This window comes from Mesorhizobium ciceri WSM4083 (assembly GCF_000519305.1).
In the GTDB taxonomy this organism is placed as follows: Bacteria; Pseudomonadota; Alphaproteobacteria; order Rhizobiales; family Rhizobiaceae; genus Mesorhizobium; species Mesorhizobium ciceri_B.
Map to the genome: position 1 here is coordinate 74,686 of NZ_JAFG01000003.1, position 23,505 is coordinate 98,190.

20 protein-coding genes and 1 riboswitch are annotated in these 23,505 nt (G+C 63.9%); of the genes, 5 read left to right on the plus strand and 15 right to left on the minus strand.

Translation table 11 applies throughout. The annotated features are described in order from the left end of the window. Positions 1-8: 8 nt before the first annotated feature. The 15 genes from MESCI2_RS0100385 to MESCI2_RS0100460 all read right to left on the minus strand — a co-directional run bounded on the left by MESCI2_RS0100385 (position 9) and on the right by MESCI2_RS0100460 (position 15,108). Complete coding sequence (locus MESCI2_RS0100385; protein WP_027034803.1) at positions 9-1,514, minus strand: NADH-quinone oxidoreductase subunit M; 1,506 nt, start codon at positions 1,512-1,514, stop codon at positions 9-11. Then, positions 1,514-3,487, minus strand: coding sequence for an NADH-quinone oxidoreductase subunit L (gene nuoL, locus MESCI2_RS0100390; RefSeq protein ID WP_027034804.1), 1,974 nt, complete (start codon positions 3,485-3,487; stop codon positions 1,514-1,516). The genes MESCI2_RS0100385 and nuoL overlap by 1 nt, the downstream gene beginning before the upstream one ends. A gap of 10 nt (positions 3,488-3,497) precedes the next feature. Continuing rightward, positions 3,498-3,806, minus strand: coding sequence for an NADH-quinone oxidoreductase subunit NuoK (gene nuoK / locus MESCI2_RS0100395; RefSeq protein ID WP_027034805.1), 309 nt, complete (start codon positions 3,804-3,806; stop codon positions 3,498-3,500). After that, positions 3,803-4,066: a hypothetical protein gene (locus MESCI2_RS0100400; RefSeq protein ID WP_155936557.1), complete on the minus strand. Its 264-nt coding sequence runs from the start codon at positions 4,064-4,066 to the stop codon at positions 3,803-3,805. The genes nuoK and MESCI2_RS0100400 overlap by 4 nt, the downstream gene beginning before the upstream one ends. 80 nt (positions 4,067-4,146) lie before the next feature. Continuing rightward, positions 4,147-4,767, minus strand: a complete 621-nt coding sequence (locus tag MESCI2_RS0100405; protein WP_027034807.1) for an NADH-quinone oxidoreductase subunit J — start codon at positions 4,765-4,767, stop codon at positions 4,147-4,149. A 121-nt stretch (positions 4,768-4,888) separates the two neighbouring features. Then, positions 4,889-5,380, minus strand: coding sequence for an NADH-quinone oxidoreductase subunit NuoI (gene nuoI, locus MESCI2_RS0100410; protein WP_023812382.1), 492 nt, complete (start codon positions 5,378-5,380; stop codon positions 4,889-4,891). Beyond that, positions 5,380-6,423, minus strand: a complete 1,044-nt coding sequence (gene nuoH / locus MESCI2_RS0100415) for an NADH-quinone oxidoreductase subunit NuoH (RefSeq protein WP_027034808.1) — start codon at positions 6,421-6,423, stop codon at positions 5,380-5,382. The genes nuoI and nuoH overlap by 1 nt, the downstream gene beginning before the upstream one ends. 2 nt (positions 6,424-6,425) lie before the next feature. Next, positions 6,426-8,507: an NADH-quinone oxidoreductase subunit NuoG gene (nuoG, locus tag MESCI2_RS0100420; protein WP_027034809.1), complete on the minus strand. Its 2,082-nt coding sequence runs from the start codon at positions 8,505-8,507 to the stop codon at positions 6,426-6,428. Positions 8,508-8,580: 73 nt separating this feature from the next. Then, positions 8,581-9,270 (minus strand): NADH-ubiquinone dehydrogenase, encoded by a 690-nt coding sequence (locus tag MESCI2_RS0100425; protein ID WP_027034810.1) that lies wholly within the window; start codon positions 9,268-9,270, stop codon positions 8,581-8,583. 72 nt (positions 9,271-9,342) lie between these two features. Then, entirely contained in the window at positions 9,343-10,647 is a 1,305-nt protein-coding gene (nuoF, locus tag MESCI2_RS0100430) for an NADH-quinone oxidoreductase subunit NuoF (protein ID WP_023812385.1), read from the minus strand. 10 nt (positions 10,648-10,657) lie between these two features. Then, positions 10,658-11,938, minus strand: coding sequence for an NADH-quinone oxidoreductase subunit E (locus MESCI2_RS0100435; RefSeq protein ID WP_027034811.1), 1,281 nt, complete (start codon positions 11,936-11,938; stop codon positions 10,658-10,660). Positions 11,939-12,372: 434 nt separating this feature from the next. Further along, positions 12,373-13,563: an NADH-quinone oxidoreductase subunit D gene (locus MESCI2_RS0100445; protein WP_027034813.1), complete on the minus strand. Its 1,191-nt coding sequence runs from the start codon at positions 13,561-13,563 to the stop codon at positions 12,373-12,375. Beyond that, the gene (locus MESCI2_RS0100450; RefSeq protein WP_027034814.1) at positions 13,564-14,166 is read right to left on the minus strand and encodes an NADH-quinone oxidoreductase subunit C; all 603 of its coding nucleotides are present in this window, start codon (positions 14,164-14,166) and stop codon (positions 13,564-13,566) included. It abuts the gene before it with no gap. A gap of 4 nt (positions 14,167-14,170) precedes the next feature. Next, positions 14,171-14,752 carry a NuoB/complex I 20 kDa subunit family protein gene (locus tag MESCI2_RS0100455; RefSeq protein ID WP_013531090.1) on the minus strand — a complete coding sequence of 194 codons (582 nt, stop codon included), beginning with the start codon at positions 14,750-14,752 and terminating at the stop codon, positions 14,171-14,173. Beyond that, positions 14,743-15,108, minus strand: coding sequence for an NADH-quinone oxidoreductase subunit A (locus tag MESCI2_RS0100460; RefSeq protein WP_010910112.1), 366 nt, complete (start codon positions 15,106-15,108; stop codon positions 14,743-14,745). The genes MESCI2_RS0100455 and MESCI2_RS0100460 overlap by 10 nt, the downstream gene beginning before the upstream one ends. Before the next feature lie 330 nt (positions 15,109-15,438). Between MESCI2_RS0100460 and MESCI2_RS0100465 the strand changes: the two genes are divergently transcribed. The 5 genes from MESCI2_RS0100465 (at position 15,439) to cobG (ending at position 23,503) form a co-directional block, all read left to right on the plus strand. Beyond that, positions 15,439-16,638 carry a winged helix-turn-helix domain-containing protein gene (locus MESCI2_RS0100465; RefSeq protein WP_027034815.1) on the plus strand — a complete coding sequence of 400 codons (1,200 nt, stop codon included), beginning with the start codon at positions 15,439-15,441 and terminating at the stop codon, positions 16,636-16,638. Positions 16,639-16,668: 30 nt separating this feature from the next. Continuing rightward, positions 16,669-16,872: riboswitch (cobalamin riboswitch) on the plus strand. A 39-nt stretch (positions 16,873-16,911) separates the two neighbouring features. Then, positions 16,912-17,340, plus strand: coding sequence for a DUF1636 family protein (locus MESCI2_RS0100470; protein ID WP_027034816.1), 429 nt, complete (start codon positions 16,912-16,914; stop codon positions 17,338-17,340). Between the two features lie 2 nt (positions 17,341-17,342). Beyond that, complete coding sequence (gene cobW, locus MESCI2_RS0100475; protein ID WP_027034817.1) at positions 17,343-18,380, plus strand: cobalamin biosynthesis protein CobW; 1,038 nt, start codon at positions 17,343-17,345, stop codon at positions 18,378-18,380. A gap of 18 nt (positions 18,381-18,398) precedes the next feature. Then, positions 18,399-22,028: a cobaltochelatase subunit CobN gene (locus tag MESCI2_RS0100480; RefSeq protein WP_027034818.1), complete on the plus strand. Its 3,630-nt coding sequence runs from the start codon at positions 18,399-18,401 to the stop codon at positions 22,026-22,028. Then, positions 22,025-23,503 (plus strand): precorrin-3B synthase, encoded by a 1,479-nt coding sequence (gene cobG / locus MESCI2_RS0100485; protein ID WP_027034819.1) that lies wholly within the window; start codon positions 22,025-22,027, stop codon positions 23,501-23,503. Before MESCI2_RS0100480 ends, cobG begins: the two co-directional genes overlap by 4 nt. Positions 23,504-23,505 lie beyond the last annotated feature (2 nt).

Below are 23,505 nucleotides of genomic sequence, written 5' to 3' on the forward strand. Positions count from 1 at the left end.
ACCTCTGGTCAGTTCGCCGCCGCGGTCTGCGCGGCGCCGATGGATGCAGTGACATTGGTGACGAGCGACTTGACCGATTCGGCCGTCGCGTCGAAGACCGGGGCGGGATAGACGCCGAAGAAGATGACCAGAACGACCAGCGGGTAGATGATCACCTTCTCGCGCGGCGACAGGTCGAGCAGGCCCTTGAGGCTCTCCTTGGTCAGTGCGCCGAAGATCACCCGGCGGTAGAGCCAGAGCGCGTAGGCGGCCGACAGGATGACGCCGGTGGCGGCGAAGAACGCCACCCAGGTGTTGACCCGGAACACGCCCAGCATGGTCAGGAATTCGCCGACGAAGCCGCTGGTGCCGGGCAGGCCGACATTGGCCATGGTGAAGATCAGGAACACCGTGGCGTATTTCGGCATGTTGTTGACCAGGCCGCCATAGGCCGCGATCTCACGTGTGTGCATGCGGTCGTAGATGACGCCGACGCACAGGAACAGCGCGCCGGAGACGAGGCCGTGGCTGAGCATCTGGAAGATCGCGCCCTGCACGCCTTCCTGGTTCATGGCGAAGATGCCCATGGTGACGAAGCCCATATGAGCAACCGACGAATAGGCGATCAGCTTCTTCATGTCCTCCTGCATCAGCGCCACCAGCGAGGTGTAGATGATGGCGACGACGGAGAGCGCGAAGACCAGCGGCGCGAACATTTCCGACGCCAGCGGGAACATCGGCAAGGAGAAGCGCAGGAAGCCGTACCCGCCCATCTTCAACAGGATGCCGGCCAGGATGACGGAGCCCGCCGTCGGCGCCTCGACATGCGCGTCGGGCAGCCATGTGTGCACCGGCCACATTGGCATCTTCACCGCGAAGGAGGCGAAGAAGGCAAGCCATAGCCAGGTCTGCATGTTGGCCGGGAAGTTGTGGGTCAGCAGCGTCGGGATGTCGGTTGTTCCAGACTGGAAGAACATCGCCATGATGGCGAGCAGCATCAGCACCGAGCCGGCGAGCGTGTAGAGGAAGAACTTGAACGAGGCGTAGACGCGCCGCTTGCCGCCCCAGACGCCGATGATGATGAACATCGGGATCAGGCCGGCTTCGAAGAAGACGTAGAACAGCACGATGTCCAGCGCGCAGAAAACGCCGATCATCAGCGTTTCGAGCAGCAGGAAGGCGATCATGTAGGCCTTCACGCGCTTCTCGATCGATTCCCACGACGCCAGGATGCAAAGCGGCATCAGGAACGTCGTCAGGATGACGAACAGCATCGAGATGCCGTCAACGCCCATATGGTAGGAAATGCCGGAGTCGAGCCAGGCGACCTTCTCGACGAACTGGAAGCCGGACTGCGAATTGTCGAATCCGGTCCAGATGAACAGCGAGATGATGAAGGTGAACGTCGTCGTCAACAGCGCGATGGCGCGGATGTTGCGGCGTGCATTTTCGCTGTCGTCATTGATGAACAGGATAAGCAGCACACCAACCAGCGGCAGGAAGGTGACCAGCGAGAGGATTGGCCAAGCGGTCATCAGAGCATCATCCAGGTGACGAGTGCGGCAACGCCGATCAGCATGGCGAAGGCGTAGTGGTAGAGATAGCCGGTCTGCAGCTTGACGACGCGGTCGGTGACATCGACGACGCGCGCCGAAATGCCATCCGGGCCGAGGCCGTCGATGATGGTGCCGTCGCCGGTCTTCCACAGGAAATGGCCGAGGCGCTTGGCGGGACGCACGAACAGGAAGTCGTAGAGCTCGTCGAAATACCACTTGTTGAGCAGGAAGGCGTAGAGCCCGCGATGCTGCGCGGCCAGGTTGACCGGCATTTCCGGCGAGCGGATGTAGAATTTCCAGGCCAGCGCGAAGCCGATCAGCATGGCGATGAAGGGCGACAGTTCGACCCACAGCGGCAATTCGTGGATGTCGTGCAAGATGTGATTGTCAGGCAGTGTGAACAGCGATGCCTTCCAGAATTCGGCATAGCCCTCGCCGATGAAGGCGTTGTGGAAGATGACGCCGGCAAACAGCGCGCCGGCAGCCAGGATGAACAGCGGCACCAGCATCACCGGCGGCGATTCATGGACATGGTGCATCACCTCATGGCTCGCCCGCGGCTTGCCGTGGAAGGTCATGAAGATCAGCCGCCAGGAGTAGAAGGAGGTGAAGCAGGCGGCGACGACCAGAGCCACGAAGGCCATGCCGGCAACCGCATTGTGGCCGGCAAAGGCGCTTTCGATGATGGCGTCCTTGGAGAAGAAGCCGGCGGTACCGATGACCGTTACCGGGATGCCGACGCCGGTCAGCGCCAGCGTGCCGATCACCATCATCCAGTAGGTGGTCGGGATCAGCTTGCGCAGCCCGCCCATCTTGCGCATGTCCTGCTCGTCGGACACGGCATGGATGACCGAGCCCGAGCCGAGGAACAGCAGGGCCTTGAAGAAGGCGTGCGTGAAAAGATGGAAGATCGCCGCGCCATAAGCGCCGACGCCGAGTGCCACGAACATGTAGCCGAGCTGCGAGCAGGTCGAGTAGGCGATGACACGCTTGATGTCGTTCTGGACCAGACCGACGGTCGCAGCGAAAAAGGCGGTGAAGGCGCCGATGAAGGTCACGACCGTCAGCGCCGAATGCGACAGTTCGAACAGCGGCGACAGCCGGGCCAGCATGAACACGCCGGCCGTCACCATGGTGGCGGCATGGATCAGCGCGGAAACCGGCGTCGGGCCTTCCATGGCATCCGGCAGCCAGGTGTGTAGCGGCACCTGCGCCGACTTGCCCATGGCGCCCATGAACAGCAGCAGGCAGACGATCGTCATGGCCGCCTGCTTGTCCAGCGCATAGCCGAGGAAGGTCAGCACCGCGGCGCCGTGCGGGGCGCCTTCGGCGGGGATGAACGTCGCCGCATTGGCGAAGATGGTGCCCAGATTGACCGAGCCGAACAGCACGAACACGCCGAAGATGCCGAGCGCGAAGCCGAAATCGCCGACGCGGTTGACGACAAAGGCCTTTATTGCCGCGGCATTGGCCGACGGCTTCTTGTACCAGAAGCCGATCAGCAGGTAGGACGCCAGCCCCACGCCTTCCCAGCCGAAGAACATCTGCACGAGGTTATCCGCCGTCACCAGCATCAGCATGGCGAAGGTGAACAGCGACAGATAGGCGAAGAAGCGCGGCCGGTTCGGATCGTGGTGCATGTAGCCGATCGAATAGATGTGGACCAGCGCCGACACGGTGTTGACCACCACCAGCATGACCACCGTCAGCGTGTCGATCCGCAGCGCCCAGGACGCTTCCAGTCCGCCCGACTGTATCCAGCGCAGCACCGGCACGGTGAACACCTCGCCATGGCCGAAACCGACGGTGAAGAAAGCGACCCACGACAGCACGGCCGCGATCACCAGGAAACCCGAGGTGATGTATTCGGACGCCTTGGCGCCGAGCGACGTGCCGAACAGGCCGACAATCAGGAAGCCGAGCAGGGGAAGGAAGACGATGGCCTGATACATGGTGGTTCCGTCAACCCTTCATCATGTTCACGTCTTCGACCGCGATCGAGCCGCGGTTGCGGAAGAAGACGACGAGAATGGCAAGTCCGATTGCGGCTTCGGCCGCCGCGACCGTCAGCACGAACAGCGCGAACACCTGGCCGACCAGATCGCCGAGTGCCGCCGAAAAGGCGACGAAGTTGATGTTGACCGCCAGCAGGATCAGCTCGACCGACATCAGGATGACGATGACGTTCTTGCGGTTCAGAAAGATGCCGAACACGCCGAGCGTGAACAGAACAGCCGATACGGTCAGATAATGTGCGATGCCGACGATCATGCTTTTACGACTCCTGCCTGAACCATGAAAGTGACTACGAACACTGCGGTAGCCGTCATCAGGGCGGCAACGTAAGGCAAGGTTCCAATCGCGTCTTTCAAAGCCCCGAAAATGAATGACACTCCAACGACCGGAAGGGCGAAGAATAGCAAATAGAGCCCACTGAGCATGGACAGGGACTGCTCCTTCAACCCGAACAACATCCCGAAAACTCCAACGGCGATTACAAACGCAGCAGCAAACCGCAAAAGCAGCGTCATCAAGACTCCGTCTTCGAACGAGAAGAGCGCCGTCCAAGCAGACCAAAGCGCCAAGCCGCCGTATAGCAGTGGACCTGAACTCATATTCCTTCGCCTGTCTTGACCTTGCGGATTTCCATGCCGGTCGCCGGCGTGCGGCCGACCTGGGCCGCGATCGACTGCCGCTTGACGCCTGGCTTGTGGCGCAGGGTCAGCACGATGGCGCCGATCATGGCGACCAGCAGCACGAGGCCCGAAATCTGGAAATAGTAGAGGTAGTCGGTATAGAGGATGTCGCCGAGCGCGGCGGTGTTGGTCCGCGTGGCGAGATCCGGAATGGGCTTGGAGACCGTCGAAGCGAGCTGCGGTGCGAAGGTGTAGCCGCCGAGAACGACGATCAGCTCCGCCGCCAGGATCAGCCCGACCAGCGCGCCGATCGGCGCATATTGCAGGGCGCCGCTCTTGAGTTCGGCGAAATCGACGTCGAGCATCATGACGACGAACAGGAACAGAACCATCACCGCGCCGACATAGACGACGAGCAGGATCATCGCCAGGAACTCGGCCCCGGTCAGCATGAACAGGCCGGCGGCATTGAAGAAGGTCAGGATCAGGAACAGCACCGAATGCACGGGGTTGCGCGACGAAATGACCATGAACGCCGATGCCACCGCGACAAAGGCGAAGAGGTAGAAAAAGGCCGCCTCTAGTCCACTCAACATTGGGGATCCCCCGGGTTCCTGTCCGAAACAGGACGCTCGTCCTGTTCGATTTTTGCGACCGCCTCCGGTCGGCAAGTTGTGTCCTTAGACGAGGCCCCTCGCCCCGTCCATGCGTCAAATATCAGCGGTAGGGCGAGTCCAGCGAGATGTTGCGCGCCAGTTCGCGCTCCCACCGGTCGCCATTCGCCAACAGCTTGTCCTTGTCGTAGTAGAGTTCCTCGCGCGTCTCCGTCGCGAATTCGAAATTCGGCCCCTCGACGATGGCGTCGACCGGGCAGGCTTCCTGGCAGAAGCCGCAATAGATGCACTTCACCATGTCGATGTCGTAGCGAACCGTACGGCGCGTGCCGTCGTTGCGGCGCGGGCCGGCCTCGATGGTGATGGCTTGCGCCGGGCAGATCGCCTCACACAATTTGCAGGCGATGCAGCGTTCCTCGCCGTTCGGATAGCGGCGCAGCGCATGCTCGCCCCGGAAGCGCGGGCTGGTCGGCCCCTTCTCGTGCGGATAGTTGATCGTCTCCTTCGGCGCGAAGAACTGGCGCATCGACAGGAAGAAGGCGCTGACGAAATCCTGCAGCAGCAGCGATTTTGCAGCTTGGGAAAGAGCGGACATCACGCAAACCCCGTGATCTTGAGGAAGGCCGCGGTGGCGACCACCATGAACAGCGAGATCGGCAGGAACACTTTCCAGCCAAGCCGCATCAATTGGTCGTAGCGATAGCGCGGCACGAAGGCCTTCACCATGGAGATGCCGAAGAACACGAAGCAGACTTTCAGCACGAACCAGATGACGCCCGGCACCCAGGTGAACGGCGCGAAGTCGAACGGAGGCAGCCAGCCGCCGAGGAACAGGATGGTGGCCAGCGCGCACATCAGCACGATGGCGACATACTCGCCGAGGAAGAACAAAAGGAACGGCGTCGACGAATATTCGACCATGTGGCCGGCGACCAGTTCCGATTCGGCTTCCACCAGATCGAAAGGCGGCCGGTTGGTCTCGGCCAGTGCCGAGATGAAGAAGATGATGAACATCGGGAACAGCGCCAGCCAGTTCCAGTCGAGGAAGGTGTTGGGCAGGCCAAGCCGCGTACCAATACCATCATGCTGCGACAAAACGATATCGGTGAGGTTGAGCGAGCCGGCGGTGAGCAGCACGGTGACGATGACGAAGCCGATCGAGACTTCGTAGGACACCATCTGCGCGGCCGAGCGCAGCGCGCCGAGGAACGGATATTTCGAGTTCGACGCCCAGCCGCCCATGATCACGCCGTAGACCTCGAGCGAGGAGATAGCGAAGACATAGAGGATGCCGACATTGACGTTGGCGATCGCCCAGCCCTGATTGACCGGGATGACCGCCCAGGCCGAGATCGCCAGCACGGCCGAGACCAGCGGCGCCAAAAGGAACACGCCCTTGTTGGCGCCGGACGGGATGACCGGCTCCTTGAAGACGAATTTCAGCAGATCGGCGAAGGCCTGCAGCGTGCCCCAGGGGCCGACGACGTTCGGGCCACGGCGCAGTTGCACCGCCGCCCAGATCTTGCGGTCGGCATAGAGGATATAGGCGACGAAAATCAGCAGGATAACGATCAGCACGACCGATTTCAGCAGAATGATCAGCGCCGGCAGCACGTAGAAGGAGAAGAAAGTGTCCATGCTTATTCCGCCGCCTGCTTGAAGCCGCTTTTGGCCAGTGCCGAGCATTCCGCCATCACGGCCGATGCCCGCGCGATCGGGTTGGTCAGGTAGAAATCCGTCACCGGCGAGGTGAAGGTGCCCTTGTTCAGCCGTCCGCCGAGCTTCGCCACCCCAGCGATGTCCTCGGCATTGCCGGCCGCGACCTGGTCGATACGGGCCAGATGCGGGTATTCGCCATAGAGCTTGGCGCGCAGCTGCGGCAGCGAATCGAACGGCAGTTTCTTGCCCAGCACATCCGACAGCGCCCGCAGGATCGCCCAGTCCTCGCGCGCCTCGCCCGGCGCGAAGCCGGCGCGGTTGGTCTGCTGCACACGCCCTTCGGTGTTGACATAGGTGGCCGACTTTTCCGTGTAGGCGGCCGCCGGCAGGATGACATTGGCGCGGTGCGCGCCCTGGTCGCCATGCGTGCCGATATAGACGACGAAGGCGCCGCCGGTCTTGGCCATGTCGATCTCGTCGGCGCCGAGCAGGAACAAGAGCTCCATTTCGCCCAGCATGCCGGCAACGTTTCTGCCGCCCTCGCCCGGCACGAAGCCGAGATCGAGACCGCCGACGCGGCCGGCCGCATTGTGCAGCACGGCAAAGCCGTTCCAATCCACGCGGGCAGCGTTGACGGCGGCGGCGAGCTTGGCCGCCTGACCGAGCACGGCCGCGCCATCGGCACGCGCCAGCGCGCCCTGGCCAACGATGATCAGAGGGTGTGTCGCCTTCTTCAGCGTCTGGAAGAACTTGCCGTTGCCGTCGGCCAAATCCTTCAGCGAATCCGGTCCGGCGCCCAGCTGTTCGTAGTCGTAGCGTGTGTCGCCGACATCGCCGATGACGCCGACCGGCAGATTGCCGATCCGCCAGCGCTTGCGGATACGGGCGTTGAGCACCGAGGCTTCATAGCGCGGGTTGGCGCCGATGATCAGCACCGCATCGGCCTGCTCGATGCCTTCGATGGTCGGGTTGAAGATGTAGCTCGCACGGCCGAGCGCCGGGTCGAGTGCGGCGCCATCCTGGCGGCAATCGGTATTCTTCGAGCCGAGCGAAGCCATCAGCAGCTTGAGCGCATAGGTTTCCTCGACGGCAGCGAGATCGCCCGCGATAGCGCCGATCTTCTCGGGCGCCGTCCTCGACACCGCGTCCTTGATCGCGGCGAAGGCCTCGGCCCAGGTGGCGGCAACCAGTCTGCCGTCCTTGCGCACATAGGGGCGGTCGAGGCGCTGCGTGCGCAGGCCGTCCCAGATAAAGCGGGTCTTGTCGGAGATCCACTCCTCGTTCACCGCCTCGTTGACGCGCGGCAGGATGCGCATCACTTCGCGGCCCCGGCTATCGACGCGGATCGCCGAGCCGACCGCATCCATCACGTCGATGGATTCGGTCTTGGTCAGCTCCCACGGCCGCGCCTGGAAGGCGAATGGCTTCGAGGTCAGCGCGCCGACCGGGCAAAGGTCGATGACATTGCCCTGCAGCTCCGAGGTCATCGCCTGTTCGAGATAGGTGGTGATCTCTGCATCCTCGCCACGGCCGATCAGGCCCAGTTCGGAAATGCCGGCAACTTCGGTGGTGAAGCGGACGCAGCGCGTGCAGTGGATGCAGCGGTTCATCACCGTCTTCACCAGCGGTCCGATGTATTTGTCTTCGACCGCGCGCTTGTTCTCGTGATAGCGCGAGGAATCGACGCCGAAGGCCATCGCCTGGTCCTGCAGGTCGCATTCGCCGCCCTGGTCGCAGATCGGGCAATCCAGCGGATGGTTGATCAGCAGGAACTCCATCACGCCTTCCCGGGCCTTCTTGACCATCGGCGTGTTGGTGAAGATTTCCGGCGCCTCGCCATTCGGGCCGGGACGCAGGTCGCGCACGTTCATGGCGCAGGATGCCTGCGGCTTGGGCGGCCCGCCCTTCACCTCGATCAGGCACATGCGGCAATTGCCGGCGATCGACAGCCGCTCATGGAAGCAGAAGCGCGGCACTTCCGCGCCAGCGTCTTCCGCCGCCTGCAGCAGCGTGTAGTGGTCGGGCACAGTGATCTCTTTCCCGTCGACCTTGAGCTTTGCCATTCGCCTCAAACCCCTGCGGAGTTCCCGCAATCTCTTTTTCCGGACGCGGTCGAGACCACGTCGGGCACTTCATTCACTTCTTGACGGCGAGCGCCGCCGCTTGGGCTGTCCAATCGTCGCGGCCGATGCGGCCGCCGAGCGACAGATAGTCCTCGACCCAGGCAACCTCTTGCGGCGTCCATGCCGCGATCTGGGCATACGTCCAGATGCCGAGGCCGTTGAGGACCTTTTCCAGCTTCGGCCCGATGCCCGAGATGGCCTTGAGATCCGCCGGTTTGGCCGGCTTCTCCATGGCGTTGGGCTGCCTGAAATCCTCGGGCATCAGCGCATCGCCGGCGCCGCTTGTCGCCGGAGCGGCGTTGGCGGCCGGCACGGCAGTGGCGGCTTCCTTGGCGGCAATATCAGTGACCTCCCGGGCGAAGGACTGCGCCTCGGCGATCATGCTTTTCGCCGTCGCCCGCGCCTTGGTGGAGGAAGAGTTCGGATCGTCGAACTGCGCGACGCGCGCCTCGAAATCATCGACGATCGGCTGCAGCAGCCGCTGCGAGGCTTCCGCCGCGCCTGAAAACGCGCCCAGCCAGACGCCGAAAGCATGATTGGCGAGCCCGAGGCCAAGCGCCGACATCGCCGCCGCACCCGCCACAGGATGCACGAAAAGGTTGACGGCGCTGGCCATCTCCTTCGGCATCATCCTGGTCAAGTCCTGGTTCATTTGCTCGATCTGGTCCAAATTGGGCATCAGCGGGTTCGAATACGGCGCCATAGAGTTCTCCTGGTCGTTTCTTCGTTCGCCCCGCCCTTCGCTGCGGACTTTCGTCCGCGTAAAACGTTCTTTCTATTCCGCCGCCACCATCACAGGCTCGGCCCGGTGCGCATTGCGCGAAAACTCGTCGATGCGCCGCTCCACTTCGCCGCGGAAATGCCGCATCAGGCCCTGGATCGGCCATGCCGCCGCGTCGCCCAGCGCGCAGATCGTGTGGCCCTCGATCTGCTTGGTGACGTCGAGCAGCATATCGATCTCGCGCTTCTGCGCCTCGCCGCGCACCAGCCGTTCCATCACCCGCCACATCCAGCCGGTGCCTTCGCGGCATGGCGTGCACTGGCCGCAGCTCTCGTGCTTGTAGAAATAGGAAAGCCGCGCGATCGCCTTCACGACATCGGTCGACTTGTCCATGACGATGACAGCCGCGGTTCCAAGGCCGGATTTGAGGTCGCGCAGCGCGTCGAAATCCATCGGCGCGTCGATGATCTGCTCGGCCGGCACCAGCGGCACCGAGGCGCCGCCTGGTATGACCGCCAAAAGATTATCCCAGCCGCCGCGAATGCCGCCGCAATGCGTCTCGATGAGCTCGCGGAACGGAATCGACATCGCCTCTTCGACCGTGCACGGATTGTTGACGTGGCCGGAGATGCAAAACAGCTTGGTGCCGACATTGTTGGGCCGGCCGAAGGACGAGAACCAGGCCGCACCGCGGCGCAGGATGGTCGGCGCGACCGCGATCGATTCGACATTGTTGACCGTGGTCGGGCAGCCATAGAGGCCGACATTGGCCGGAAATGGCGGCTTCAGCCGGGGCTGGCCCTTCTTGCCTTCGAGGCTTTCGAGGAGGGCTGTCTCCTCGCCGCAGATATAGGCGCCGGCGCCGTGGTGCATGTAGATGTCGAAATCGTAGCCGGAGGTGTTGTTCTTGCCGATCAGCTTGGCCTCATAGGCCTCCTCGATCGCGCGCTGCAGCGCCTCGCGCTCGCGGATGAACTCGCCGCGTACATAGATGTAGGCGGCAATCGCGCCCATGGCGAAACCGGCAAGCAGCGCGCCCTCGACCAGCGTGTGCGGGTCGTTGCGCAGGATGTCGCGGTCCTTGCAGGTGCCGGGCTCGGATTCGTCGGCATTGATGACGAGATAGCTCGGCCGGCCATCGCTCTGCTTGGGCATGAACGACCATTTGAGGCCCGTCGGGAAGCCGGCGCCGCCGCGGCCGCGCAGGCCCGACGCCTTCATCTCGTTGACGATCCACTCGCGCCCCTTGGCGACGATGCCGGGCGTGTTGTCCCAGGCGCCGCGCGCCATCGCGCCGGCCAAGGACTTGTCGAACAGGCCGTAGATATTGGTGAAGATGCGGTCTTTATCCCCGAGCATTTTTCGTCCCTCAGACCGGCTTCTTGCCGAAGACGCGGATGTATTCGGCGACGCCACCCTTGGCGAGCGCCTTGGCCTGCTTGACCCAGTCGTCGCGATCGATGCGGCCTTGGAAGGAGAGGTAGCCATCCACCCACTCGCGTTCGGCCTTCTTCCACGACGCGACCTGCGCGAAGGTGAAAATGCCCAGCGTATGCAGGATGCCCTCGATCTTGGGGCCAACGCCGGAGATCAGCTTGAGGTCGTCGACCTGTGCCGGTCTAGCGATGCCGGCCGGACGGTTCTTGTCCTCGAGCGACGGTTTGGCCGGCTTGGCTGCCGGTACCTTGACCTCCGGCGCCTTGAAGGCGGATGCCGGCTCGGCCTTGGTTATTGGACCGTTGCGCTGCTTGGAAATCTGCTCGACCTTGGAGTCCGCCTTGTTGGCATTGGCGGCCGAATGCAGCGGGGCGGCAACGCTCGCCGCCTTTTCAACCGCCGGCGCGACCTTGGTTTTTGAAGGTGTCTTCAACGCCGGGCTGGTTTCAGGGGCGTCGGTCTTCGGCTTGCTGGTGTTGGACGGTGCGACAGGGGCCGCGGCCGGCCCCGGCACGGGCGCCGCGATGATCGCGTCGGGCGCCGCCCTGGCGGCCTTGGCCGCCTCCCTGGCTTCCCTTTCGCGGGTCGATTTGAGGATCGCCTTTTCGCTCTTCAGCGTGGTGAGGCCGGAGGCCGGCTCCGAGCCGGTGCGGCCGTTCTGCGGCCCCGGTTCCACCGAAGCACCCTTGCCGGCGTCATAGAGATCGATGATTTCAGCCAGGCGTTCCGGCGTCAGATCCTCGAACGTGTCCTTGAAGACCATCACCATCGGCGCGTTGACGCAGGCGCCGAGGCATTCAACCTCTTCCCACGACAAGGTGCCCTTGTCGTTGGTGTGGAACTGGTCGTGATGGATCTTTGACCGGCAGACATCCATCAGCGCTTCCGAGCCGCGCAGCATGCAGGGCGTTGTGCCGCAGACCTGGATGTGCGCACGCGTACCGACCGGATTCAATTGGTACTGCGTGTAGAAGGTCGCGACTTCGAGCCCGCGGATGCGCGGCATGCCGAGCATGTCGGAGATCGTCTCGATCGCCGCCTTCGTCACCCAGCCTTCCTGCTCCTGCGCTATCATCAGCAAGGGAATGATCGCCGACTGCTCACGGCCCTTCGGGTACTTCTTGATCCATTGCTTCGCCGCAGCCGCGTTCGCCCGGTTGAAGGCGAAGGATGCTGGCTGGACGCTGGCTTCTGCGAGACGGCGGACTGACATTGCGATTCGCTTCTTATGTTTCTACTGGGCGGAGCTATAGGCGCGGTAGCAATCCTCAGATCGCCCTGACACGCATACGAACTCTTCATTTCCACGCTTCAAGCGGACGTATTCGTCGTAACGATCATTCCACCATGTTACGTGTCCGCAATCGCGGGGCCGAGCCAAGCTCGGCACCTCTGCGACCAAGGTCCTCTCACCCTTGCAACTGGATTGCTCCGGCGGAGCGAGTACAAAAATTCCAGAATCCAGAAGCACATCGCCACCGAATTCACGCACTGTGAGCAGATCGCCTTCCGCTACCAGTTCGAACCCCTCCTTGAGAAGATCCGTCGACGACAGACCATCACCGGATCCAGCAAGGGACGCTTCAGCGGAAGCGGCAAGGCAAGCCGCCGCTAGAAACACTTTGGATGGCCGGAGGGCTCCCATCATCACCGATCCACCTCACCGAACACGATGTCGAGCGACCCCAGAACGGCTGTGACGTCGGCCAACATGTGGCCACGACACAAAAAGTCCATGGCCTGGAGATGCGCGAAACCCGGCGCGCGCAGCTTGCAGCGGTAGGGCTTGTTGGAGCCGTCGGAAACGAGATAGACGCCGAATTCGCCCTTCGGCGCCTCGACCGCGGCGTAAACCTCGCCGGCCGGCACGCGATAACCCTCGGTGTAGAGCTTGAAGTGATGGATCAGCGCTTCCATCGAGCGCTTCATCGCCTGGCGCTTGGGCGGCACCACCTTGCCGTCGAGATTCGACACCGGCCCGGTGCTTTCCTTGCCGAGCAGGAGATCGACGCACTGGCGCATGATCTTCGCCGACTGGCGCATTTCTTCCATGCGCACGAGGTAGCGGTCGAAACAGTCGCCGTTCTTGCCGATCGGGATGTCGAAATCCATTTCCGAATAGCATTCGTAGGGCTGCGACTTGCGCAAGTCCCAGGCAGCGCCCGAACCGCGCACCATCACGCCCGAAAAGCCCCAGGCCCAGGCATCCTCCAGCGAGACGATGCCGATGTCGACATTGCGCTGCTTGAAGATGCGGTTGCCGGTCAGCAGCTGATCGAGGTCGTCGATCGACTTCAGGAACGGGTCGATCCACTTGCCGATGTCCTCGACCAGTTTCTGCGGCAGGTCCTGGTGGACGCCGCCGGGACGGAAATAGGCGGCATGCATGCGCGAACCCGAGGCGCGCTCATAGAACACCATCAGCTTTTCGCGCTCGACGAAGCCCCACAGCGGCGGCGTCAGCGCGCCGACGTCCATCGCCTGCGTCGTCACATTGAGGATGTGCGACATGATGCGGCCGATTTCGCAGTAGAGAACGCGGATCAGCTGGCCGCGCTTCGGCACGTCGATGCCGAGCAGGCGCTCGGCGGCGAGTGCGAAGGCGTGCTCCTGGTTCATCGGCGCGCAATAGTCGAGCCGGTCGAGATAAGGGATCGCCTGCAAATAGGTTTTGGCCTCGATCAGCTTTTCGGTGCCGCGATGCAAGAGCCCGATATGCGGATCGACGCGGTCGACGACTTCGCCGTCCAGCTCCAGCACAAGGCGCAAAACGCCGTGCGCCGCAGGGTGTTGCGGGCCGAAATTGATGTTGAAGTTGCGGACCGAGGTTTCAGCCATTTACTGCTTTGCCTTCTCGTCACCCGGCAGCACGTAATCCGTACCTTCCCACGGGGACAAAAAATCGAAATTGCGGAATTCCTGCTTGAGCTCGACCGGCTCGTAGATAACGCGCTTGGCTTCGTCGTCGTAGCGCACCTCGACGAAGCCGGTCAGCGGGAAATCCTTGCGCAGCGGATGGCCTTCGAAACCATAATCGGTCAACAGGCGGCGCAGGTCGGGATGGCCCGAGAACAAAACGCCGTAGAGATCGTAGGTCTCGCGCTCGAACCAGTCTGCGCCGGGAAACACGCCGGTGATCGACGGCACCATGGTTTCCTCGTCGGCCTGCACCTTGACGCGGACGCGCACATTCTGCTTCGGCGACAACAGGTGATAGACGACGTCGAAACGCTTGGGCCGCGACGGATAGTCGGCGCCGCAGACATCGATGATCGAGATGAACTGGCAGCGCGCATCGTCGCGCAGGAAGGTCATCACCTCGACCAGATCGCGCGGCTCGACATGGATGGTGAGTTCGCCATAGGCGATATCAGCCTCGTTCACGCGGCCGATCAGCTTCTCGCCGAGATAGGTCGACAGTTCGCTCAGGGATGCGGTCATGGATTTACCGTTCGATCGTGCCGGTGCGGCGGATCTTCTTCTGCAGGAGAAGAATGCCGTAGAGCAGCGCCTCGGCGCTCGGCGGGCAGCCGGGCACATAGATGTCGACCGGCACGATGCGGTCGCAGCCGCGCACCACCGAATAGGAATAGTGGTAATAGCCGCCGCCATTGGCGCAGGAGCCCATCGAGATGACGTAGCGCGGCTCCGGCATCTGGTCGTAGACCTTGCGCAGCGCCGGCGCCATCTTGTTGGTCAGCGTGCCGGCGACGATCATGATGTCGGACTGGCGCGGAGACGCGCGCGGCGCGACACCGAACCGCTCCGAATCATAGCGCGGCATCGAGGTGTGGATCATTTCGACCGCGCAGCAGGCGAGGCCGAAGGTCATGAACATCAGCGACCCGCTGCGCGCCCAGGTGATCAGCGCCTCGGTCGAAGTGACCAGAAAGCCCTTGTCGGCCAACTCATTGTTGATCTCGAGGAAGAAGGGATCGTCCTCCCCCACCGGCCTGCCGGTGTTGGGATCGATAATACCCTTGGGCTTCGGCGCGACGAGGGTGCCTGAACTGTCGTTCAATCCCATTCCAGCGCTCCTTTTTTCCATTCATAGGCAAAGCCGATGGTCAGCACCGCCAAAAACACCATCATCGACCAGAAACCGAGCATGCCAATCTTCGAAAACGAAACCGCCCACGGAAACAGGAAGGCCACTTCCAGGTCGAAGATGATGAACAGGATCGACACCAGGTAGAAACGGATGTCGAACTTCATGCGCGCGTCGTCGAACGAGTTGAAACCGCACTCGTAGGCGGAAAGCTTTTCGGGATCGGGATTGCGGTAAGCCACCAGGAAGGGCGCGGCCAGCAGCGCCAGGCCGACAACCAGCGCCACGCCTATGAACAGGACGATGGGCAGGTATGAGCTCAAGAGTGCGTTCATGCTCGGCTTTCCGTTGGCGCAATCCACTTTGATTACAGCACCGGACCCTAATGCGGAAGCGTGACAGTTTAACCGCTGAACCGTTTTAAGGGCCTATGCTGCAACGCGGCGAGGGTTAGCGCAGCACTTCCAGCGAAGCAAGTCAAACCTTGTTCAAAACATCGACCTGGACGGCATATCGCGGCAAACTGGTCCGATCCGCTCTTGTTTGATTTCCTTCGCTTTTTACTCCACTTTTCTCTCCTGACATGGATGCCGCCAAAACCCTGCTAGCATGGGTTGGAATCAGCCATTCGACCCTCGGTCAAAACACTTCAAAGTGATGCCTGCATGAAGGAAAAGATCTCGCTCCCCACGGCCAGGCGCATCGCACTTGCCGCCCAGGGGTTCCTCGATCCCCGCCCGGCCGGCACGCCCGACCGCCGGCATTTTGCCCGCACCCTCTCCCGCACCGGCCTGTTGCAGATCGATTCCGTCAGTGCGGTGGTGCGCGCTCATTACATGCCGCTTTATTCGCGCCTTGGCCCCTACCCGTTCTCGCTGCTCGACAACGCGGCCGTGACGCGCAAGCGCACGGTTTTCGAATACTGGGCGCATGAGGCCTCCTTCCTGCCGGTCGAGACATACCCGCTGATGCGCTGGCGCATGCAGCGCGCCGAGCGCGGCGATGAAATGTATCTGGGGCTCGCCAAATGGGGCCGCGAACATGCCGCCTACATCGAGGAGATCTACCGCCAGGTCGCCGAGCGGGGCCCGATCGCCGCTTCCGCGCTGGAAGGCCAGAAAGGTTCGGGCGGCTGGTGGGGCTGGAGCCACGCCAAGCATGCCTTCGAATGGCTGTTCTGGGCCGGCCGCATCACCACGGCGCACCGTCGCGGGTTCGAGCGCTTCTATGATCTGCCCGAGCGCGTGCTGCCGCAGGCGGTCCTCGATTTGCCGGTGCCGACGCCTGAGGACGCGCACCGCGAATTGCTGCGCATTTCCGCCCGCGCCCACGGCGTGGCGACATCAGGCGATTTGCGCGACTATTTCCGCCTGTCGCCGGCCGACATGAAAGGCCGGCTGGAGGAACTGGTTGAAACAGGCGAATTGCTGCCGGTGCGTGTCGAAGGCTGGGACAAGCCGGCCTATCTTCACCGGGATGCCCGCCTGCCGCGCAAAGTCGAGGCCCGCGCCTTGCTGGCGCCGTTCGATCCGGTAGTCTTCGAACGGTCGCGCACGGAGCGGCTGTTCGATTTCCACTACCGCATCGAGATCTACACGCCGGCCGACAAGCGGCAATACGGTTATTATGTCCTGCCCTTCCTGCTCGGCGACCGGATCGTGGCGCGCGTCGACCTCAAGGCCGATCGCCCGGCCAGCATACTGCGCGTCCATGCGGCCTATGCGGAGGCTGGCGCGCCGCCTGAAACCGCTGCAGAACTGTTCGAGGAATTGAAGCAGATGCAGGGCTGGCTTGGCCTTGAGCGCATGGAAGTGACCCCGGCCGGCGATTTGGGCCCGGCGCTGGCCGACATCGCCGTGTCGTAAGCTCGCGTTGACACCGCCGCCCGCAAAAGCCTAAATCCGGTTCCAGATGGTCCCTTGCCCGCAACGGCAAGGGCTAAGAGGGAATGCGGTGCGGGCAAAAATCCCAAATCCGCGGCTGTCCCCGCAACTGTAAGCGAAGAGCCAAGGCCGAAAGCCACTGGGAGTTCCCGGGAAGGCGGCTACCCAAGGCGATGACCCGCGAGCCAGGAGACCTGCCGTCTGCGACTTTAGAATCCGATCGCCCGGCGGGTTTCCGGGCAAGGAGCCCGATCTTTGGACCACGACAGCAGTTTTTCGGCTGGCACAGCGGATATTTCGTCCGGCCATGATGATGCCTTGGCCGGCGTCACCATCATCGTCTGCGCCTCCTGCCGCAATGAGACCGGCTCCGACGCTCATCCCCGCGCCGGCGAATTGCTGGCGGACGACACGCGCCGCGCCGCATCCGGCGAAGACATCCGCATCCGCAGCGTCGAATGCCTCGGCAATTGCAAGCGGCGCCTCAGCGCCGCGATCCTGCGCGACGGCTGCTGGAGCTACGTCTTCGGCGACCTGACCACGACCAGCGGCGCCGATCTCGTCACGGGCGCCAAGCTCTTCTCCACCTCGAAGGACGGCCTCATTCCCTGGCGCGGCCGCCCTGATAGCCTGAAGCGTGGCCTCGTTGCCCGCATCCCTCCCCTCGACCTGTTGAAGGACTGATCATGACTGCTTCCGTCTCGCGCGTTCCCTGCACCGTCGTCACCGGCTTCCTCGGCGCCGGCAAGACGACGCTGGTCCGCCATCTCCTGGAAAACGCCGGCGGCAAGCGCATTGCCATCATCGTCAACGAGTTTGGCGACATCGGCATCGACGGCGAGATTTTGAAGGGCTGCGGCATCGACACCTGCCCGGAGGAAAACATCGTCGAACTGGCCAATGGCTGCATCTGCTGCACCGTCGCCGACGATTTCGTGCCGGCGCTTGACAAGATCCTGTCGCTGACGCCGAGGGTCGACCATATCCTGATCGAAACCTCGGGCCTGGCGCTGCCCAAGCCGCTGGTCCAGGCCTTTCAGTGGCCGAGCGTGAAAAGCCGCGTCACAGTCGACGGCGTCATCGCCGTGGTCGACGGCCCGGCCTTGGCCGAGGGTCGCGTCGCCAACGACATGGATGCCCTGCAGGCGCAGCGCGCCGGGGACGAGACGCTCGACCACGACGATCCGGTGGAAGAAGTGTTCGAGGATCAGATAGCCTGCGCCGACCTGATCATCCTGTCGAAGAGCGACCTGATGGACGCCGCCGGCACCGCCCGCGCCAATGCCATCATTGGCGAACACTCCGCCCGCGCGGTGAAGATCGTGCCGACGTCGCATGGCAAGGTCGATCCCTCGGTGCTGCTCGGGCTCGGTCTCGCCGTCGAGGACGACATCGAAAACCGCAAATCCCATCATGACGGCGCCTTCGACCATGAGCATGACGACTTCGACACGTTCATTGTCGACATTGCCTCGGTCGCCAATCCCGATGAACTGGCAAAGCGTGTCGCCACGGTCGCCGAAGAAGAGAACGTGCTGCGCGTGAAAGGCTTCGTCGAAGTCGGCGGCAAGCCGATGCGGCTCTTGCTGCAGGCCGTCGGGCCGCGCGTCAACCACTACTATGACCGCGCCTGGACCGCCACGGACGACCGCCGCTCCCGCCTCGTCGTCATCGGCCTGAAAGGGCTGAACCGCCCGGCGATCGAGCGTATACTCGCCGGCTGATTTCGGACACGGATTGCGATGCACATCCTAACCACGACATCCGCCTCGCTCGACGACCTCGCCGAGCCGGTCGATCTGCGGCAGATGCCGGCGGATATCGTGGCCCTGTCCTTCACCGACAGCGACCTCGCCGGACTGTCGGCGGCGTGGAAGGCCGATGCCGACCGCCTGCCCTCGATGCGACTGGCCGCACTGCGCGACCTGCGCCATCCCATGTCCGTCGACCTCTGGGTGGACAGCGTCGCCCGCCACGCCAAGATCATCCTCGTGCGCATCCTCGGCGGCTACGACTGGTGGCGCTACGGCTGCGACCAGCTTGCCTCGACCGCCCGCGCGCACGGCATAAAGCTGGCGCTGCTGCCCGGCGAATGCCGCGACGAGGATCTGCGCCTGATCGAAGCCTCTACGCTGCCGCGACAGGAACTCGACGACCTGCTCGACTATTTCCGCGAGGGCGGCCCGGCGAATATGAGCGCGCTGGTGCGGAGGCTGGCGCGGCTGGCGGGACAGGATGCGGAGGTAGCAGAGCCGGTCGCTGTGCCGAAAGTTGGCTACTACGAACCCGGCCGCGGCGTCGTCCCCCTCCCCCTCGAGGGGAGGGTCCGGCCGCAGGCCGGGGGTGGGGTCCTCTCCGAAACGCGCCGACCTAAAGAAACGTCGAGTCCGGTCGTATCGACCCCACCCGGCCCTGCGGGCCACCCTCCCCTCGAGGGGGAGGGAAAGGTCGTGCCTATCCTGTTCTACCGCTCGATGCTGCTGGCCGCCGATGTCGCGCCGATCGACGCACTTTTTGAAGCTCTGCGACAGCGCGGCATCAACCCAGTCCCCATCTTCGTCTCCAGCCTCAAGGACCCCGCATCCCTGGCGTTCGTGGAAACCGCGCTGGCCTGGCTGAAACCCTCGGCGATCATCACCGCGACCGCTTTCGCGTCCGGTGCCGAACCGGGCGTCGAGACCCTGTTCGACCGCGCCGGCGTGCCTGTCTTCCAGGTCATCGTCGCCACCACCCGCCGTGACGTCTGGGAAACCAACCAGCGCGGCCTGGCGCCCGCCGACCTTGCCATGCATGTCGTGCTGCCCGAGCTCGACGGCCGCATCCTGGCTGGCGCCATTTCCTTCAAGGGCGAGAGCGAGATCGATCCCGCACTTGGCCACCGCGCCTTCGCCAACCGGCCGGAACCGGATCGTGTGGCGCAAGTGGCTGACCGCGTCGCGGCCTTCATCCGGTTGCAGGAGACGCCCCGCGCCGATCGCAAACTGGCGATCCTGATACCCGATTATCCCAGCGCCCCCGGCCGCACCGGCTATGCCGTCGGCCTTGATGTGCCGTCCAGCGTGCTGGCCATGCTGCAGGACCTGCGGGATCAGGGCTATGCGGTTGAGGGGATTCCGGAGACGCCGCGTGAGTTGCTGGGGCTGCTGGGGTTGAGCGGCGATGGGCTGGGGCTGGACGATTATCTCGCTCTTTCGACGGAGTTGCCGACGGGTGCGATTACAGCGGTAGAAGCCGCTTGGGGTACGGCAGAAGATGACACAGGGCTGTGCGAGGCACCCCCCTCTGTCCTGCCGGACATCTCCCCCTCAAGGGGGGAGATTGCGCTGTCATTGCGGCTTTCGCCAATCTCCAACGTTGCGGGAGGGGGCGAAGCGTCAAAACTGCCAATCTCCCCCCTTGAGGGGGAGATGTCCGGCAGGACAGAGAGGGGCGCCTCGCGCGGAAGCTTCCCCTTCCGCGCCGCCACCTTCGGCAACGTCACCGTCGCCCTCGCCCCGGATCGCGGCCGCTCCGCCGACCGCCGCGCCGACTACCACGACCCGACGCTCCCGCCACGCCATGCGCTGATCGCCTTCGGCCTGTGGCTGCGCAAATCGCTCGGTGTCCACGCGCTGGTCCATGTCGGCGCCCATGGCACGCTGGAGTGGCTGCCGGGCAAGACCGTTGCGCTGTCGGAAAACTGCTTTCCAGAGATCCTCACGGGTCCCCTGCCCGTCATCTATCCCTTCATCGTCTCCAACCCAGGCGAAGCGGCGCAAGCCAAGCGCCGCATCGCCGCCGTCACCCTTGGCCATCTGCCACCGCCGCTGACCGGCGCCGGGCTCGACGAAAACCAACACAAGCTCGAGCGGCTGGTCGATGAATATGCCCAGGCCGACGGGCTCGACCGCCGCCGCCGCGACCGTCTGGCGAAACTGATCGTCGACACCGCGCAAAAAACCGGCCTCGCCTCCGAAGCCGGCGTCGCCGGGACCGACGCTCCGGACGAAGCGCTGCGCCGCATCGACGCCTGGCTCTGCGACCTCAAGGATTTTGCCATCAAGGATGGGCTGCATATCTATGGCCGCGCCCCTGAGGACGAACCCGACGCCATGCGCCGCCAAAGTGCTGAAGCCGAGAAAGCGGCACTGCTCGCCGCGCTCGATGGCCGCCACGTCAAGGCCGGCCCGGCCGGCGCGCCCGCGCGGGGTCGCTCGGACGTTCTGCCCACCGGCCGCAATCTGTTCACGTCGGACCCGCGCACCATGCCGACACCGACCGCCTATGATCTGGGCAAGGCCGCGGCGGAGGAAGTCGTGCGCGGCTACATGCAGTCGCATGGCGACTGGCCGCGCTCGCTGGTCATCGATCTCTGGGGCTCGGCTTCGCTGCGCACCGGCGGCGAGGAAATCGCCCAAGGCCTGGCGCTGATGGGCTGCCGGCCGCAATGGGATTCGGCGACCGGCCGCATCACCGGCATCGAAGTGCTGCCGCCGGCCACGCTCGGCCGGCCGCGCGTCGACGTCACCTGGCGCATATCGGGCCTGTTCCGCGACATGTTCCCGACCCAGATCGCACTGATCGATGCCGCCGCCAACGCGGTCGCCTCCCGTGACGAGGACGATGCGGAAAACCCGCTCGCGGCCAAAACCCGCGCCGACGGCAAGATCAGCCCGCGCATCTTCGGCACCTCGCCCGGCACGTATGGCGCCGGCGTCGAGGATCTCATGTCCTCCGGCAACTGGGCGGCGCGCGAAGAAATCGGCCGCGCCTATCTCGACGCCACATCGCACGCCTATGGCGGTGCCGAGGGCGAAGGCGTATCGGTGCCCGGCGCCTTCGAAACCCGCATCGCCGAGGCCGATCTTCTCGTCCACACCGGCGACGACCCCGGCCGCGACATCCTCGAAGGCTCCGCCGACGTCGCCTTCATCGGCGGCTTTTCGGCTGCCCTTGCAGCCCTTGGCAGGAATGCCGACGTCATCGTGCTCGACACCACGGACCCGCAAAGGCCGAAGCCGCGCTCGGTCGGCGAGGCCGTATCGCGCGTCGTGCGTGCTCGCGCCGTCAATCCACGCTTCATATCAGGCCAGATGCGGCACGGCCCACGCGGCGCCTCGGAATTCGCAGAAACCGTCGACCGGCTGGTCGGCTTCGCCGAAACCACGCACGCCATTTCGGGCACGCTGATCGAGGCGGTTCATGATGCCTATCTCGGCGATCCCATGGTCCGCGCCTTCATCCTGCGCGAGAACCCAGCCGCGGCCAAAGTCATCGCCGAGCGCTTCCTCTCGGCGCGCCGGCGCGGCCTCTGGCATCCCCTGCGCAATTCCATCGACGACGATTTGACCGCCCTGATTGCCGAGGCAGAAGCACTTGGGGTGGCGGCATGAACGCCTTCTCGCGTCGCGGCGCCTGCCCGGCTTTGTCCGCGCCGATGCAGACCGGCGACGGCCTGCTGGTGCGGCTCAACCCGGTCGCTGGAGGATTGTCTCCCAAGCTTTTGATCGGACTCGCGGAATCCGCTTTGCGTCACGGCAACGGCATCATGGAGGTCACCGCGCGCGGCAGCCTGCAGATACGCGGCCTGACGGCGGAAAGCGCGGCGTTGCTGGCAGCGGAGGTCGATGCACTGGCCATTGCGGTTCACACAGACGTGCCGGTCGAGACCGGGCCGCTGGCCGGCATTGATCCGCAGGAGATTGCCGATCCCCGACCGCTGGCGGAACGGATCAGGGCGGCGGTCGAGGATGCTGGGCTGACGCAACGGTTAGGGCCCAAGGTTTCGGTGGTTGTCGACGGCGGCGGGCAACTGACAATGGATGCGGTGACGGCCGATGTGCGGCTTGCTGCAACGCGCACCGATGCCGGAGTTCGTTGGCGAGTGTCTGTCGCGGGTGACGGGTGGAATGCGAGGCGGCTTGTCACTGCCGATGAAGGCTCGGCATGCGACATCACCGTCGCGGCCCTAAGAATGGTGGCCGAAAAAGGCCGTGAGGCCCATGCAAGGGATCTGTCTGAGAGACAACTAGCCTCTCTCGCAGGTTGGCATTCTATGGCGCCCCCCTCTGTCCTGCCGGACATCTCCCCCTCTAGGGGGGAGATTGCGCTGTCACCGATGGTTTCGCCAGTCTCCGATGTTGTTAAGGAAAAGCCGGCGTCGAAGCTGCCAATCTCCCCCCTAGAGGGGGAGATGTCTGGCAGGGCAGAGGGGGGCGCCTCGCGCAAACCTATCGGCCTTTTCCCCTTAGCCGGCAACACTTTCGCCCTCGGCGTCGCCCTCCCCTACGGCAGCATGCCCGCCGACAAGCTCATCGCCCTCGCGCAAGCCGCCCACACCCTCGGCACAACCGAAATCCGCCTAGCCCCCGGCCGCGCCCTGCTCCTCCTCGGACAGCCACCGGCCGCTAACCAACCACTCCAACACACCGCCGCCACCCTCGGCTTCGTCATCTCCCCCACCGACCCGCGCACGCGCATCGCCGCTTGCCCCGGCACGCCGGCCTGCGCCTCCGGCCGCATCGCCACGCGCGACATCGCCGAGACGATCGCGGCTGAAAACGCCGACATCCTCGAATTCACCTTGCACATTTCCGGATGCGCCAAGGGCTGCGCCCACCCCGGTCCGGCGACGCTGACGATCGTCGGCGGCGAAAACGGAGCCGGACTTGTCGTGAACGCGATGGCAAAGGCTCTTCCTGCGGGCTACAGGCCGGGCTATGACGCCGCGCGCGGCATCGGCCGCGTCGCGGCAATGATCCGCAGCACACGATATCAAGGCGAAACCGCCGCTGCTTGCCTGACAAGGCTCGGGCCGGTGGCAATCGCCGAGGCTTACCGACAGGCCCAAACTGAAAAACGGAAATGAGC

What these genes read in the sequence shown, in the direction of transcription:
- MESCI2_RS0100385 (WP_027034803.1), bottom strand. Translation starts at nt 1,514, where the DNA reads ATGACCGCTTGGCCAATCCTCTCGCTGGTCACCTTCCTGCCGCTGGTT.
- nuoH (WP_027034808.1), bottom strand. Translation starts at nt 6,423, where the DNA reads ATGGACACTTTCTTCTCCTTCTACGTGCTGCCGGCGCTGATCATTCTG.
- nuoK (WP_027034805.1), bottom strand. Translation starts at nt 3,806, where the DNA reads ATGATCGTCGGCATCGCACATTATCTGACCGTATCGGCTGTTCTGTTC.
- MESCI2_RS0100460 (WP_010910112.1), bottom strand. Translation starts at nt 15,108, where the DNA reads ATGAACGCACTCTTGAGCTCATACCTGCCCATCGTCCTGTTCATAGGC.
- MESCI2_RS0100450 (WP_027034814.1), bottom strand. Translation starts at nt 14,166, where the DNA reads ATGACCGCATCCCTGAGCGAACTGTCGACCTATCTCGGCGAGAAGCTG.
- nuoF (WP_023812385.1), bottom strand. Translation starts at nt 10,647, where the DNA reads ATGCTCGGGGATAAAGACCGCATCTTCACCAATATCTACGGCCTGTTC.
- MESCI2_RS0100400 (WP_155936557.1), bottom strand. Translation starts at nt 4,066, where the DNA reads ATGACGCTGCTTTTGCGGTTTGCTGCTGCGTTTGTAATCGCCGTTGGA.
- MESCI2_RS0100445 (WP_027034813.1), bottom strand. Translation starts at nt 13,563, where the DNA reads ATGGCTGAAACCTCGGTCCGCAACTTCAACATCAATTTCGGCCCGCAA.
- MESCI2_RS0100480 (WP_027034818.1), top strand. Translation starts at nt 18,399, where the DNA reads ATGCACATCCTAACCACGACATCCGCCTCGCTCGACGACCTCGCCGAG.
- MESCI2_RS0100405 (WP_027034807.1), bottom strand. Translation starts at nt 4,767, where the DNA reads ATGTTGAGTGGACTAGAGGCGGCCTTTTTCTACCTCTTCGCCTTTGTC.
- MESCI2_RS0100435 (WP_027034811.1), bottom strand. Translation starts at nt 11,938, where the DNA reads ATGTCAGTCCGCCGTCTCGCAGAAGCCAGCGTCCAGCCAGCATCCTTC.
- cobW (WP_027034817.1), top strand. Translation starts at nt 17,343, where the DNA reads ATGACTGCTTCCGTCTCGCGCGTTCCCTGCACCGTCGTCACCGGCTTC.
- nuoL (WP_027034804.1), bottom strand. Translation starts at nt 3,487, where the DNA reads ATGTATCAGGCCATCGTCTTCCTTCCCCTGCTCGGCTTCCTGATTGTC.
- MESCI2_RS0100425 (WP_027034810.1), bottom strand. Translation starts at nt 9,270, where the DNA reads ATGGCGCCGTATTCGAACCCGCTGATGCCCAATTTGGACCAGATCGAG.
- MESCI2_RS0100455 (WP_013531090.1), bottom strand. Translation starts at nt 14,752, where the DNA reads ATGGGATTGAACGACAGTTCAGGCACCCTCGTCGCGCCGAAGCCCAAG.
- MESCI2_RS0100465 (WP_027034815.1), top strand. Translation starts at nt 15,439, where the DNA reads ATGAAGGAAAAGATCTCGCTCCCCACGGCCAGGCGCATCGCACTTGCC.
- nuoG (WP_027034809.1), bottom strand. Translation starts at nt 8,507, where the DNA reads ATGGCAAAGCTCAAGGTCGACGGGAAAGAGATCACTGTGCCCGACCAC.
- nuoI (WP_023812382.1), bottom strand. Translation starts at nt 5,380, where the DNA reads ATGTCCGCTCTTTCCCAAGCTGCAAAATCGCTGCTGCTGCAGGATTTC.
- cobG (WP_027034819.1), top strand. Translation starts at nt 22,025, where the DNA reads ATGAACGCCTTCTCGCGTCGCGGCGCCTGCCCGGCTTTGTCCGCGCCG.